General features: G+C 71.5%; 16 protein-coding genes. 10 read left to right on the top strand and 6 right to left on the bottom strand.

The window, feature by feature from the left end:
* The 4 genes from VGH85_08945 to VGH85_08930 all read right to left on the bottom strand — a co-directional run.
* A partial coding sequence (locus VGH85_08945) for a hypothetical protein (GenBank protein ID HEY2173921.1) occupies nt 1-225 on the bottom strand: 225 nt, incomplete at its 3' end.
* Between the two features lie 55 nt (nt 226-280).
* Nucleotides 281-469, bottom strand: coding sequence for a hypothetical protein (locus tag VGH85_08940; GenBank protein ID HEY2173920.1), 189 nt, complete (start codon nt 467-469; stop codon nt 281-283).
* Nucleotides 470-474: 5 nt separating this feature from the next.
* On the bottom strand, nt 475-786 hold the full coding sequence (locus VGH85_08935; GenBank protein ID HEY2173919.1) for a hypothetical protein: 312 nt from the start codon (nt 784-786) through the stop codon (nt 475-477).
* An 80-nt stretch (nt 787-866) separates the two neighbouring features.
* Complete coding sequence (locus VGH85_08930; GenBank protein HEY2173918.1) at nt 867-1,196, bottom strand: STAS domain-containing protein; 330 nt, start codon at nt 1,194-1,196, stop codon at nt 867-869.
* 150 nt (nt 1,197-1,346) lie between these two features.
* Here VGH85_08930 and VGH85_08925 point away from each other — a divergent pair, with 150 nt between their 5' ends.
* Nucleotides 1,347-1,859, top strand: a complete 513-nt coding sequence (locus tag VGH85_08925; protein ID HEY2173917.1) for a DUF6328 family protein — start codon at nt 1,347-1,349, stop codon at nt 1,857-1,859.
* Nucleotides 1,860-1,862: 3 nt separating this feature from the next.
* Here VGH85_08925 and VGH85_08920 read toward each other — a convergent pair whose 3' ends face one another.
* Nucleotides 1,863-3,044, bottom strand: coding sequence for a zinc-dependent alcohol dehydrogenase (locus VGH85_08920; GenBank protein HEY2173916.1), 1,182 nt, complete (start codon nt 3,042-3,044; stop codon nt 1,863-1,865).
* A 143-nt stretch (nt 3,045-3,187) separates the two neighbouring features.
* Here VGH85_08920 and VGH85_08915 point away from each other — a divergent pair, with 143 nt between their 5' ends.
* Nucleotides 3,188-4,171, top strand: a complete 984-nt coding sequence (locus VGH85_08915) for an acyl-CoA dehydrogenase family protein (GenBank protein HEY2173915.1) — start codon at nt 3,188-3,190, stop codon at nt 4,169-4,171.
* Nucleotides 4,168-4,668 (top strand): metallophosphoesterase family protein, encoded by a 501-nt coding sequence (locus VGH85_08910; protein ID HEY2173914.1) that lies wholly within the window; start codon nt 4,168-4,170, stop codon nt 4,666-4,668. The genes VGH85_08915 and VGH85_08910 overlap by 4 nt, the downstream gene beginning before the upstream one ends.
* A 15-nt stretch (nt 4,669-4,683) precedes the next feature.
* On the opposite strand, the gene VGH85_08905 is transcribed toward VGH85_08910, so the two are convergent.
* Nucleotides 4,684-5,772: a glutamate--cysteine ligase gene (locus VGH85_08905; GenBank protein ID HEY2173913.1), complete on the bottom strand. Its 1,089-nt coding sequence runs from the start codon at nt 5,770-5,772 to the stop codon at nt 4,684-4,686.
* Between the two features lie 100 nt (nt 5,773-5,872).
* On the opposite strand from VGH85_08905, the gene VGH85_08900 reads away from it, so the two are divergent.
* From VGH85_08900 to VGH85_08870, 7 genes are all read left to right on the top strand, one after another.
* Nucleotides 5,873-6,328, top strand: coding sequence for an Rrf2 family transcriptional regulator (locus VGH85_08900; GenBank protein ID HEY2173912.1), 456 nt, complete (start codon nt 5,873-5,875; stop codon nt 6,326-6,328).
* Nucleotides 6,329-6,469: 141 nt separating this feature from the next.
* On the top strand, nt 6,470-7,315 hold the full coding sequence (locus VGH85_08895; protein ID HEY2173911.1) for a redox-sensing transcriptional repressor Rex: 846 nt from the start codon (nt 6,470-6,472) through the stop codon (nt 7,313-7,315).
* Nucleotides 7,312-8,628, top strand: a complete 1,317-nt coding sequence (locus tag VGH85_08890; GenBank protein HEY2173910.1) for a glutamyl-tRNA reductase — start codon at nt 7,312-7,314, stop codon at nt 8,626-8,628. Before VGH85_08895 ends, VGH85_08890 begins: the two co-directional genes overlap by 4 nt.
* Nucleotides 8,625-9,596, top strand: coding sequence for a hydroxymethylbilane synthase (gene hemC, locus VGH85_08885; protein ID HEY2173909.1), 972 nt, complete (start codon nt 8,625-8,627; stop codon nt 9,594-9,596). The genes VGH85_08890 and hemC overlap by 4 nt, the downstream gene beginning before the upstream one ends.
* Complete coding sequence (locus VGH85_08880) at nt 9,593-11,152, top strand: bifunctional uroporphyrinogen-III C-methyltransferase/uroporphyrinogen-III synthase (GenBank protein ID HEY2173908.1); 1,560 nt, start codon at nt 9,593-9,595, stop codon at nt 11,150-11,152. The genes hemC and VGH85_08880 overlap by 4 nt, the downstream gene beginning before the upstream one ends.
* 3 nt (nt 11,153-11,155) lie before the next feature.
* A complete protein-coding gene (gene hemB / locus VGH85_08875) occupies nt 11,156-12,139 on the top strand; it encodes a porphobilinogen synthase (protein HEY2173907.1) in 984 nt (327 codons plus the stop codon).
* Nucleotides 12,136-12,588, top strand: a complete 453-nt coding sequence (locus tag VGH85_08870) for a DUF3093 family protein (protein ID HEY2173906.1) — start codon at nt 12,136-12,138, stop codon at nt 12,586-12,588. Before hemB ends, VGH85_08870 begins: the two co-directional genes overlap by 4 nt.
* The last annotated feature ends 25 nt before the right edge of the window (nt 12,589-12,613 follow it).

The raw sequence follows: 12,613 nt of genomic DNA, 5'->3' as shown, positions 1-12,613 counted from the left end.
CAGCGCGATCAGTGCCGGGAAGATGGACAGCACCGCGTAGTAGGTCAACGCCGCGGCCTGGTCGGTGAGGTTGTCCTCCTTGAACTCCGCCAGGGTCCGTTTCAGCGTCGGACCGAGTCCGCCGCGCCGCGGATGCGGCGGCCCCTGCGGCCCGTCCGGCGTCCGCACCGCGAGCCGCTCCGATTGCGCGTCGCCGTAGGACCCTTCGCTGGACCTCACAGGCATGGCGGTATCCCCTCTGGTGCAGGTGTCGGGTGGCGACGGGAGGTGGTCGTGGCCGTCAGTGCTTGCGCCGTCGAGACGTCGACGCGAGGGCGCTGTCCGCGTGGCGGATCAACTTGGACGTCGTGGCTTTGGGGTCACGTCGGTCGGCGGCGCCGGAGAGTCGATGGACGATCATCCGGACGAGGGGTAGCGCGATCGCCAGCAGGAGCCAGGTACGCAGCCGGGTCGAGAGCAATGCCCACACGGTTCTCAACTCCCTTTCGAGGAGTTCTTGGCCTCGGCCGCGATCCTCTTTTTGATGGCCTTCCGGGATCTCTTCACATCGTCGAGCTCTTTACGGAGCTTCTTGATCTCGCTCTTGCGGGTGCTCAGGTCCGCTGCTATCTCCGCCTCGGCCGCCTTGATCTCGGTGAGCTTGCGGCGGGCGGTGGCGAGGGCCCTCGTCGTGGTGGGCTGGGCCGTCGACTTTCTCGCCGGGCCGGCCTTCCGGGGCGTCGTAGCACCGGCGGCGCCGGTGCGTCGCCGCCGCGTGCTAGTGGCTTTACGCGCCTGACCTGGCATGCCGGTGCTCCCCATTTCCGTGCTGATATGGACTTGTGTCGTGTATACCCATCGACGCGCCGGCGACACGGGTGACGGCGCTAGTGCCGTCCGCCGGGTTGAGTCGCCAGCGGGGAGCGGAGGTCGAGGACGCCGTCGAGTCGATTGAGCAGGATGAGCTCGGCGACCTGCCGTGGCGGGTGCAGGATGACCAGCCGGCCGCCGGCGGCGCGCAGCGAATAGTGGTGGGAGAGCAGGAGCCCGACCCCGGCTGCGTCACAGAAGGTGAGCCACCTGAGGTCAACGATCACCGTTGTGGCGTAACCGTCCCGGGCCGCCTCGATCAGCGTGACGTCCAGCTCCGGGGCGGTGCTCAGGTCCAATTCACCACATGCCTCGACCAGGCACTGGCTGCTGTCGCGGCTGACCATCACCGAGAACCTCGGTGCTGGTTGAGCTGTGCCGGTCACGGGCCCCCCGGATCGAGACGCGGCATCCCCGTGAGCCGCTACCTCAACCTCCTTCGACACTAGCCCGTTCGTCCAGGGAAATCGGGCGGCGCTTGGGCTAACGTGCCTGGCATGCCCGCGGGAAGTGACGGAACGCCTGACGACCGCGATGAATCGCGGCACGAGACGAAGCTGGAGCGGATAGACCGCAACTGGGCCGAGTTGTTGCAGGAACTGCGGGTCACCCAGACCGGCGTCCAACTGCTGACGGCATTCTTGCTTAGCCTTCCTTTCCAGCAGCGTTTCGAGACCATCAGCCATGCGCAGCGGGTGATCTACCTGGTCGTGGTGCTGCTGTCGATCGGCGCGACGGGCTTCCTCGTGATGCCGGTCGCCGTCCACCGCGCGGTATTCCGCAAGCACGAGAAGGACTCTCTCGTCCGCGTCGCCGACCTGATGGCGAAGCTCGGCCTGGCTCTGCTCGCGCTGGCTGTGTCCGGTGTCGTGCTGCTTATCTTTGACGTCGTCGTCGGCGCCGGAGCCGGGATTGGTTTCGGCCTGGGCACACTAGGTGTCCTGTTGGTGCTATGGGCGGTGGTCCCGCTCATCATTCGCATGCAGGGCAGCGGCGACACGAACCACTGACGGTCAGGGATGCAGGACGACCTTCACGGTTCCGTCCAGCTTCTGCTGGAAGTTGCGATAAGCGACGGGGGCGTCGGCCAGGGGGAGCCGGTGCGTGGCGAAGTCGTCGACACCGAGTGGGTCGTCGTCGGTCAGCAGCGGGAGGATGTCGTCGACCCAGCGCTTCACATTCGCCTGTCCCATGCGGACCTGGATCTGCTTGTCGAACAGCGTCATCATCGGCAGCGGATCGGTCGCGCCGCCGTAGACACCGGCCAGCGAGATCGTGCCGCCGCGCCGGACGATGTCGATCGCCGAGTACAACGCGTTGAGCCGGTCGACACCCACCCGCTGCATCATCGGCGCCGCAAGCTTGACCGGGAGCAGTGACGCCGCCTGCTGCGCCATCTTGCCGGCCGGGGAGCCGTGTGCCTCCATGCCGACCGCGTCGATCACGGAGTCCGGTCCGCGACCGCCGGTCATGCTGCGGATCGTGTCGGCGAGATCGCGCTCCCGTCCCCGGAGGTTGAGGACCTCGACGCCCCGGGACCGGGCCCGGTCGAGCCGCTCGGGAACGAGGTCGACCGCGATCACCCGGGCGCCGTGGTGGCGGGCGATGCGGCTGGACATGTCGCCGATCGGACCGAGGCCGAGCACGACGACCGTTCCCCCGTCGGGGATCGCCGCGTATTCGACCGCCTGCCACGCCGTGGGCAGCACGTCGGAGAGATAGACGAACCGCTCGTCGGCGGGCCCTTCGGGGACCTTGATATGGGTGAACTGGGCCTGGGGGACGCGGAGATATTCCGCCTGCCCGCCCGGGATCTCGCCGTATAGCTTGGAATAGCCGAACAACGCCGCACCGGTGTGCATCTCGCGCACCTGGGTGGTCTCGCACTGCGTGTACAACTGCTGGTCGCACATGAAGCAGGCGCCGCACGAGATCTGGAACGGGATGACGACCCGGTCTCCTGGCTGAAGAGTGCCGACTTCTCCGCCGATCTCCTCGACAATCCCCATCGCTTCGTGACCGAGAATGTCGCCGGCCGTCATGAAAGCGCCCAACGTTTCGTACAGGTGCAGATCGGATCCGCAGATGTTGGTGCTGGTCACCCGCACAATCGCGTCGGTCGGATTTCTGATGACCGGATCCGGGACGGATTCGACGCGGACATCCCGCTTGCCCTGCCAGGTGACGGCTTTCATCGTCTATCCCCCTGAAGTCGCCCGCTGCGCGGTTCGTGAATTCGTTGTTACCCGGAACGAATGCCGGTAACCACCCGCTGCCGCGATTCCGGGGTGAGGGTGCTCTCGGTGTGACCGGACTCGTACTGGGCATGACTTAACGCATGCCGCGCGTCAGTTCGTCTCCCCGTGACCTGTGCCGGGCTGCACGGCGCGCCGCCGACGACATCAATGCCGCCCTCGGTGTGGCAGCCGAATTCGGGCCCGCCCTCCCGTATCCGGGCCGCGGCCAGACCTGGCGGCGGTGGGAGCTTCTCGCGGCCGCCGGGGCAGGGGATCTCACCGTGGCCCGCACACTAGAGCCGCATGCCGATGCGTTGGCGATCCTGAGCGAGGCCGGCGTACGGCCCGCGCCGGGCCTGTGGGGGGTGTTCGCCGCGGAGGCGTCGGGTACGACGCTGACCGCCGTAGAGGAGTCCGGCCGGTGGCGCTTGGAGGGCACCAAGCCTTGGTGCTCGCTGGCCCGATATCTCGACCACGCACTCGTCACCGCGCACGCCCGGGACGGCCGGCGCCTTTTCGCCGTGCCCTTGTCCGAGTCGTCGGTGACGGTCGAGCAGGACCGGTGGGTGGCCCGCGGACTGCAGCATCTGACCACTGGTCCGGTCCATTTCGCCGGCACGCCGGCCGTGCCGGTCGGCGCTCCGCAGTGGTATCTGGACCGGCCCGGCTTCGGATGGGGCGGCATCGGAGTCGCGGCGGTCTGGTTCGGCGGCGCGAATGCCATACGAGACAGGCTGATCCGAACTCTCACGGAGCAGACGCCGACGGACGTTTCCCGGATGCAGCTCGGCGCGGTCGATGTCGCGCAGTACGGCGCCGGTGCGTCACTCCGCGACGGCGCAGTGCAGATCGACGGTGGCTCGGCCGAAAGCGGCGCGGGAGCGCTGCTGGCTGCCCGCATCCGGGCCGTCGTCGCCGATGCCGCCGAGCGGACTCTCGGTACGGCCGGACATGCCCTCGGTCCGGCGCCGCTCGCCTTCGACGAGGAGCACGCGCGCCGGGTCGCCGACCTCCAGCTCTACCTGCGGCAGCACCATGGTGAGCGCGATCTCGCTGACATCGGCGCTACGCTCCTGTCGGCGTGAGCGCCGTACGGATCGCCGTCCTCGCGGACACCCACGCGCCACGGCGATGGAAGTCCTGTCCGGCTGCAGTGGCAACGCAGCTGCGCACGGCTGACGTGATCCTGCATGCCGGCGACGTGTGTACGCCCGCCGTACTCGACGAACTCGCCGGCTACGCACCGGTGCGGGTGGTGCGGGGCAACAACGACGGGTCCGACGTGGCTGCGTGGGGAGCGCCCGAGAGCCTCGAGTTCCACGTCGACGGGCTTCGGGTGGCGATGCTCCACGACAGCGGCCCGGCCAAGGGCCGCATCGCGCGGATGCGACGCCGCTTCCCGGCGGCCGACCTCGTGATCTTCGGTCATTCGCACATCCCACTCAACGAAACCGCCGACGGGTTGCGGATCTTCAACCCCGGCTCGCCGACCGATCGCCGGCGCCAGCCGCACGGCACTCTGGGGCTGATCACCATCACGGACGGGAAGCTGACGGGCGCCCGCATCGTCCCGGTCACCTGACCGGCCCGGCGCCGGCTAGTTGCGGGTCCGCGCGACGACGGCGTCGACCACATCGTCGAACGATCCGCCGGCGGCCACGAGGTCGCGCTGCAACCGCGCGCCGGTGCCCCGGCGGCGGATCAGGTCGAGGCCGCGCCGCACCCGTTCGGCGTCGCCGGTGTCCTCGAGAGCAGGGGTGAGCAGGTCGACCAGGTCGGCGATCAGGTCAAATGCGGGAACCAGCCGGGTGCTGACGACGTCGAGAAGGTCACCGTCGATCCCGTATCGCGCGGCGCGCCACGAGGCGGCGCGGAGCAGTTCGTGGCGCACCCCGACCGCGTCGCGACCGTTCGCCCAATCCGCCGCCACCGTCGATACCAGCCCGCGGGTGAGCGCCGCGATCGTGACGGCGTCCGCCGCATCCGGGCAGACGTCGGCGACCCGGACCTCGACGGTGGGATAGCGGGTCGACAGCCGGGCGTCGAAGTAGATCATTCCGTCGTCGATCGCCGCGCCGCTGACGACCATGGCCGCCCGTGCGCGCTCGTAGCCGGCCACGTCGCCGAACGGCTCGGTCGGTCCGGCCGTCGGCCACTGGCCCCACAGGATCCGGCGGTAGCTCGCGTATCCGGTGTCCTCACCGTGCAGGTACGGCGAATTCGCGCTGAGTGCCGCGAGCACCGCCAGCCAGGGCTGGAGGCGATCGACCACGGCGACGCCTTCGTCCGGGGAGTCGACGGAGACGTGCACGTGCATCCCGCAGCTCAGCTCGGTACGCGCGATGATGCCGAATTGCTCCGACATCCGCTCGTACCGTTCCTCGGGCGTCGGTGCCGGCGCCCAGTCATCGAGCGGACTGATCGCCAGCGCGGCCAGCCGGGTGCCGCGCCGCTCGCCGGCCTGAGCCAGCTCGGCCCGCCGGTGCCTGAGGTCGGCCTCGAGGTCGGCCAGTGACTCGTGCGGATCGGTGCCGAGCTCGACCTGCTCGCGCCGGAGCTCGTGCTCGAACTGGCCGTCGGAGGTGTCCGACGCAGACTCGACCACCGCGTCCCCGGTCGGAGCCAACTCCGGCGAGGCCCCCCGCATGAGCAGGTACTCCTCCTCGACCCCCACGGTGCGTGCCATGGAGGGCAGTCTGCCTGGACCACGACCAACCGGGCGCAGGAAGGTGCGACACGGGGGCGAGGGGCGACGGGGGCACCTCCGGGACGGCAGAATGGGGTCCGTGCATATTTCGGCGAAGGTGGACTACGCGGTCCGGGCTCTCGTGGAGCTCGCCGTGGCCAAGGACCCGGTCGTCACGGCTGACGCCCTCGCCGAGGCGCAGGCGATCCCGGTCCGGTTCCTCGAGGGCATCCTGCGCGACCTCCGGCGGTCCCGCTTCGTCGACAGCCAGCGCGGCGCCGTCGGCGGCTACCGGCTGGCGAGGAAGCCCGAGGAGATCACCGTGGCCGACGTCATCCGGGCCATCGACGGCCCGCTGGCGGAGGTTCGGGGTGAGCGGCCCGAGCACCGGGCCTACAACGGACCCGCCAAGGCCCTGCAGGACGTGTGGATCGCCGTACGGGCCAGCCTGCGCGACGTGCTCGAGTCGGTGACCGTCGCGGACATCGCTGCGGGGCACCTGCCCACCGAGGTGACGTCCCTCACGGCCGATCCGGACGCCTGGGCGGCGCACTGATCTTAGTGGTGAGCGGCTACGTTCGCGACTTTGTGCAGGCGTTCACAAGCAAGTAACGTGTCTATCGGACATCCTCGATACCACAGCGCAACGCCAACCCGCCGTTCGGGGTGTCGGATGCGCTGGCGGGCAGGAGCAGCCGTGAGTGAGCGACAAGACCCCCGTGTGCCCCGGGACGCCGATGGCGTCGCCGGCGGACGAGGGGTCGCCGCTCGAGCCGCGAGGGTTGCGGCCAAGGCCGCCCGGGCCGCGGCCAACGTCACCGGCAAGTCCGGCCCGGCCGACACCGCCCCGGGGGCCACGCCGTTCTCCGTCCCCAGCGACCGGGTCCGGACCGTTCCCGAGGCCACGGTCGGCCGGCTGGCTATATACCTGCGGGCCCTCTCGGCCTTCGCCGAGAAGGGCACGACGACGGTGTCCTCCGATGCCCTTGCGGCCGCCGCCGGAGTCAACTCGGCGAAGCTGCGCAAGGACCTGTCGCACCTCGGCTCCTACGGGACGCGAGGCGTGGGCTACGAGGTCGGCATCCTCGTCGAGCAGATCTCCCGGGCGCTCGGGCTCACCCGGCACCGGTCGGTCGCCCTGATCGGGGTCGGCAACCTCGGTCACGCACTCGCCGGGTACGGCGGGTTTGCCAGTCGCGGGTTCCACGTCGCCGCGCTGCTCGATGCCGACCCGAACCGGGTCGGCGAGCGGATCTCCGGTCTCATCGTCCGCCACATCGACGAACTCGACGCCATCGTGCGGTCCGAGCGGGTGTCGATCGGGGTGATCGCTACGCCCGCCGAAGCCGGGCAGGCGGTCTGCGACCAACTGGTCGCCGCCGGCGTCACGAGCATCCTCAACTTCGCGCCGGTCGTGCTCTCCGTGCCGGCCGGCGTCGACGTCCGCAAGGTCGACCTCGCGGTCGAGCTGCAGATCCTCTCCTTCCACGAGGAGCGCAAGTCCGCGGGTCCCGGCGACTCCGATTGGGGTGAGGTCGGATGAGCCTGCTCGCCGTCGGCCTCTCGCACCGCACCGCGCCCGTGTCGCTGCTCGAGGCGTTCAGCGTCGCCCCGGTCGACGTACCGAAGACGCTGCACGAGCTGACCCGCTCCGAGCACGTGGGCGAGGCGCTGGTGCTGTCGACCTGCAACCGGGTCGAGGTCTACGTCGACGTCGACAAGTTCCACGGCGGACTCTTCGACGTGACGGCCGTTCTCGCCCGACACGCCGGCACCGACGTGTCGGCGTTGGGCGACCACCTCTACGTCCACTACGAGGACGCCGCCGTCCACCATCTCTTCCGGGTGGCCGCCGGCCTCGACTCGATGGTCGTCGGCGAGTCGCAGATCCTCGGGCAGTTGCGGACGGCCTACGCCGTCGCCGTCTCGGAGCAGACCGTCGGGCGACTGATCCACGAACTGGCGCAGCGGGCGCTGTCCGCCGGCAAGCGGGCGCACGCCGAGACCGGCATCGACAAGGCCGGCGCCTCCGTGGTCTCGCTCGCCCTGGACGCGGCGGACGACACGCTCGGCACCGTCGCGGGCCGGTCCGCCGTGGTGGTCGGTGCGGGCTCGATGGGCGCGCTGTCGGGCGCCACCCTGCGTCGCCGCGGTGTCGGCGACCTGGTGATCGCCAACCGGACCGCCGCCAACGCGGCCCGGCTGGCTGCGACGCTGTCCGCCCGCGCGGTCGGTCTCGACGACCTCGAGCGGGTGCTCGCCGACGCCGATCTGCTCATCAGCTCGACCGGATCGACGTCCCTCGTCGTCCCGGTGGACCTGCTGGAGCGGGCCGTCGCCGGCCGGGCCGGCCGGCCGCTGGTGATCCTCGACATCGGACTGCCCCGCGACGTCGATCCGGCGGCCGCCGAGCTGCCCGGGGTCACCTACGTCGACCTCGACGCGTTGCGGGACGCGGTGTCGCAGTCGGCGAGTGGCGCCGACATCATCGCGGCCACCGACATCGTCACCCACGAAGCCGGCGCCTACCTCGGCTGGCAGCGGGCCGTCGAGGTCGCCCCGACGGTCGCCGCGCTGCGGGCCCAGGCCACCGCGGTCGTCGATGCCGAGCTGGCCCGGTTGGACGCCAAGCTGCCCGGCCTCGACACCCGGACGCGCTCCGAGGTCGCCCACGCCGTGCGGCGCACCGTGTCCACCCTGCTGCACGCGCCCACGGTGCGGGTCAAGCAGCTCGCCGAGTCTCCCGGTGGCGACGTCTACGCGGAGGCCCTGCGCGAGCTGTTCGGTCTGGCCCCGGCCGCCGTCGATTCGGTGACCGCGGTCGACCCGAGCGAGCCGCCGGAGGCCAGGTCATGACCGCTCACGTCCCGACCTCGACCGGCCGCCGGGCGGTGCGCCTCGGCACCCGGGCCAGCGCCCTGGCCCGCGCGCAGTCCGGCCTCGTCGCCGACGCCCTGTCCGGATCCACCGGTGGGCCGGTCGAGCTGGTCGAGATCACCACCGCCGGCGACCGCTCCACCCGGGCCGTGGCCGAGCTCGGTGGCACCGGCGTCTTCGTCTCGGCGTTGCGTGATGCGCTGCTCGCCGGCGACATCGACCTGGCCGTGCACTCCTACAAGGATCTGCCCACCGCACCGGCGCCCGGCTTGGTCCTGGCTGCCGTGCCGGCTCGCGAGGATCCGCGCGACGTGCTCGTGGCCCGCGACGGTGCCCGCCTCGACGACCTGCCGGCCGGCGCGCGGATCGGCACCGGTGCACCGCGGCGGATGGCGCAGCTGCGCGCCTACCGGCGCGATCTCGACGTCGTACCGGTCCGCGGCAACGTCGACACCCGGGTCGGCAAGGTCGCCGACGGCACGCTGGACGCCGTCGTGCTGGCCCGCGCCGGACTCGCCCGGCTGGGCCGGATGGATGCCGTGACCGAGGTGCTCGACCCGGATCGGCTGCTGCCGGCACCCGCGCAGGGCGCCCTCGCCATTGAATGCCGCGCGGACGATACGGCGCTGCGTTCGGCGCTCGCCGCCCTCGAACATCCGGAGGCGCGGGCGACCGTCACCGCCGAGCGTGCGTTGCTCGCGGCGCTGGAGGCCGGCTGTTCCGCTCCGGTCGGCGCGCTGGCGACGCTGGATGCGGCCGAAGCCGCCGACCCGGTGCGCCCGCGCACCGCCCTTGTTCTCCGCGGCATCGTGGCCGCGATCGACGGCAGCGCCGTCGTACGACTGTCGACCACCGGAACGATCACCGACGCCGAGGAGGTGGGTCGACGGCTCGCCGCCGACCTGCTCGCCGCTGGCGTCTCGAATTTGTTGGGGAGCTCACGATGACCCGCCCACGCAAGCCCGTCGGCCAGATCGCCTTCGTCGGGGCCGGACCCGGCGACCCGGGCCTGCTGACCCTGCGCGCCACCGAACTGCTCGGCCGAGCCGGCCTGGTACTCACCGACCCGGACGTGCCGGACATCAGCGCGCTGTTCCCCGACCTCGAGACCCGGCCGGCCATCGGCGAACCCGCCGAGGTCGCCAAGGCGCTGGTCACGGAGGCCCGCACCGGGCACGACGTGGTGCGCCTGGTCGCCGGTGACCCGCTGACCACCGAGTCGGTCGTCAAGGAGTGCCAGGCCGTGGCCCGCACCACGGTGCCGTTCGAGATCGTGCCGGGGATCGCGCCGGACACCGGGGTGCCGTCCTACTCCGGCGTGCCGCTGGGCTCCACCCGCACCGTCCTCGACGTACGCGGTGCCGAGATCGACCGGGTCGACTGGTCGGCCATCGCCGCGGCTCCGGGCCCACTGGTGTTGACCAGCCTCGCCGCCGATCTGGGCAAGCTGTCCGCCAGTCTGGTCGAGCACGGGTGGCGCGCCGAGACCCAGGTGAGCGTCACCGTCGACGGGACGTCGGCCAGCCAGCGCACCGTCGACAGCACGCTCGACGGCATCGAGCGGGACGCCGGCGAGTTCGCCGGGTCCGTCGTCGCCGTGATCGGCCCGATCGTCAGCCGGCGCGGAAAGCTCTCCTGGTGGGAGAGCCGGGCGCTCTACGGCTGGAAGGTGCTGGTGCCGCGCACCAAGGACCAGGCCGGGGCGATGAGTGAGCGGCTGCGGATGCACGGCGCGATCGCCGCGGAGGTGCCGACCATCGCGGTCGAGCCGCCGCGGACGCCGGCGCAGATGGAGCGGGCGATCAAGGGCCTGGTCACCGGCCGGTTCGAGTGGATCGTCTTCACCTCGGTCAACGCCGTGCGCGCGGTGCGGGAGAAGTTCGACGAGTTCGGGCTGGACGCCCGGGCGTTCGCCGGGGTCAAGATCGCCTGCGTCGGAGAGGCCACCGCCGACGCGGTCCGGTCCTACGGCATCGTGCCCGAACTCGTGCCGTCCGGCGACCAGTCCAGCGAGGGTCTGCTGGCCGACTTCCCGCCGTACGACGAGGTGCTCGACCCGATCAACCGGGTGTTGCTGCCGCGCGCGGACATCGCCACCGAGACGCTGGCGGCCGGACTCCGGGAGCGCGGCTGGGAGATCGACGACGTGACCGCCTACCGCACCGTGCGGGCGGCCCCGCCGCCGGCCGAGACGCGGGAGGCGATCAAGGGCGGTGGGTTCGACGCGGTGTGCTTCACCTCGTCGTCGACGGTCCGCAACCTCGTCGGTATCGCCGGCAAGCCGCACGCGCGCACGGTCGTGGCGTGCATCGGGCCGCAGACCGCCGATACGGCGCGGGAGTTCGGGCTGCGGGTCGACGTGCAGCCGGACGAGGCGCAGATCCCGGCGCTGGTCGACGCGCTGGCGGCTTACGCCGTGACCCTGCGGGAGAACGGCGAGGCCAGCCCGCCGCCGCGGCGTCGCACGTCGCGACCGAAGTCGACCGACCGCGCCGCGCAGTAGCCGATGGCCGGCTTCCCCACGGTGCGGCCGCGCCGGCTGCGCTCGTCCCCGGCGCTGCGGCGCCTGGTCGCGTCGACCCGGATCGATCCGGCGGAACTCGTGCTGCCGGTCTTCGTCAAGGAGGGCGTCGACGAGCCGGTGCCGGTGTCGTCGATGCCCGGGGTGGTGCAGCACACCGTCGAGTCACTGCGCCGGGCCGCGGCCGAGGCGGTCGAGGCCGGCGTCGGCGGGCTGCTGCTCTTCGGCGTCCCGGCGGCGAAGGATGCCGCCGGCAGCGGTGCCGACGCTGACGACGGCATCGTGCAGCAGGCGCTGCGCAAGCTGCGGGCCGACCTGGGCGACGAGACGGTGCTGATCGCCGACCTCTGCCTGTGCGAATACACCGACCACGGACACTGCGGGCCGCTGCGCGACGACGGTCAGGTCGACAACGACGCGACCCTCGAGCGTTACGCGTCGGTGGCCGTGGCGCAGGCCCGCGCCGGCGCGCACATGGTCGCGCCCAGCGGGATGATGGACGGTCAGGTCGGAGCCATCCGGGCCGGTCTCGATACGGCCGGTTTCGGGGACCTGCCGATCATGGCCTATTCGGCGAAATACGCATCGGCCTTCTACGGGCCGTTCCGGGAGGCGGCCGAGGGCGCGCCGCGCTTCGGTGACCGGGCCGGCTACCAGCAGGACCCGGCCCGATCCGTCGACGAGGCGCTGCGCGAGGTCAGGCTCGACCTCGCGGAGGGCGCCGACGCGGTGATGGTCAAGCCGGCGCTGGCCTACCTCGACGTCCTCTCCCGGGTGCGCGACGCCGTCGACGTACCCGTCGCGGCCTACCAGGTGTCCGGGGAATACGCCATGCTCGAGGCGGCCGCGGCCCGCGGCTGGGTCGACCGCGACAGGGCGATCATGGAGACGCTGACCGCCATCCGCCGGGCCGGCGCGGACATCGTGCTGACCTACAGGGCGGTCGAAGTCGCCCGCCGGCTGGGATGAGCGACCGGCCGCCGGTCTACCGCGAGTCCGGGGCCTCGTGGCGTCTGCTCGGCGCCGTATTCGTCCTGTGGGTGATCGGCGTCGCGGTGGATGCGGCGTTGCCCGGCGGGCTGCATGCCTTCGGCTGGGCGCTGGTGCTGCTTGTCGCCGCCGGCGCCGTCGGCCTGGCGACCTACGCCCGCCGGAGCGCCGGCCGCGTCGAGGTGTCGCACACCGATCTCGTCGTCGGCCGGGAGACCCTACCGCTGTCCACAGTGGACTCGAAGTTCCTCTTCACCGACGACGCAGGCGGAGCCGCGGCCGGGGCCCGCATCCTCGGCGGGGGATCGGACCTGCCCAAGGGCCGTACGCCGTTCCCGCTGCGACTGGCCGACGGGACCGTCGTCGTGGTGCCGTGCCGCGACCCGGCGGCCCTGGGGGCGGCGCTTCGTACGGCCGTCGGCAACTGACAGACTGGAGGCCATGACCTACCCC

The organism is Mycobacteriales bacterium (genome assembly GCA_036497565.1).
In the GTDB taxonomy this organism is placed as follows: Bacteria; Actinomycetota; Actinomycetes; order Mycobacteriales; family QHCD01; genus DASXJE01.
This window is presented reverse-complemented; position numbering and strand designations above follow the sequence as displayed.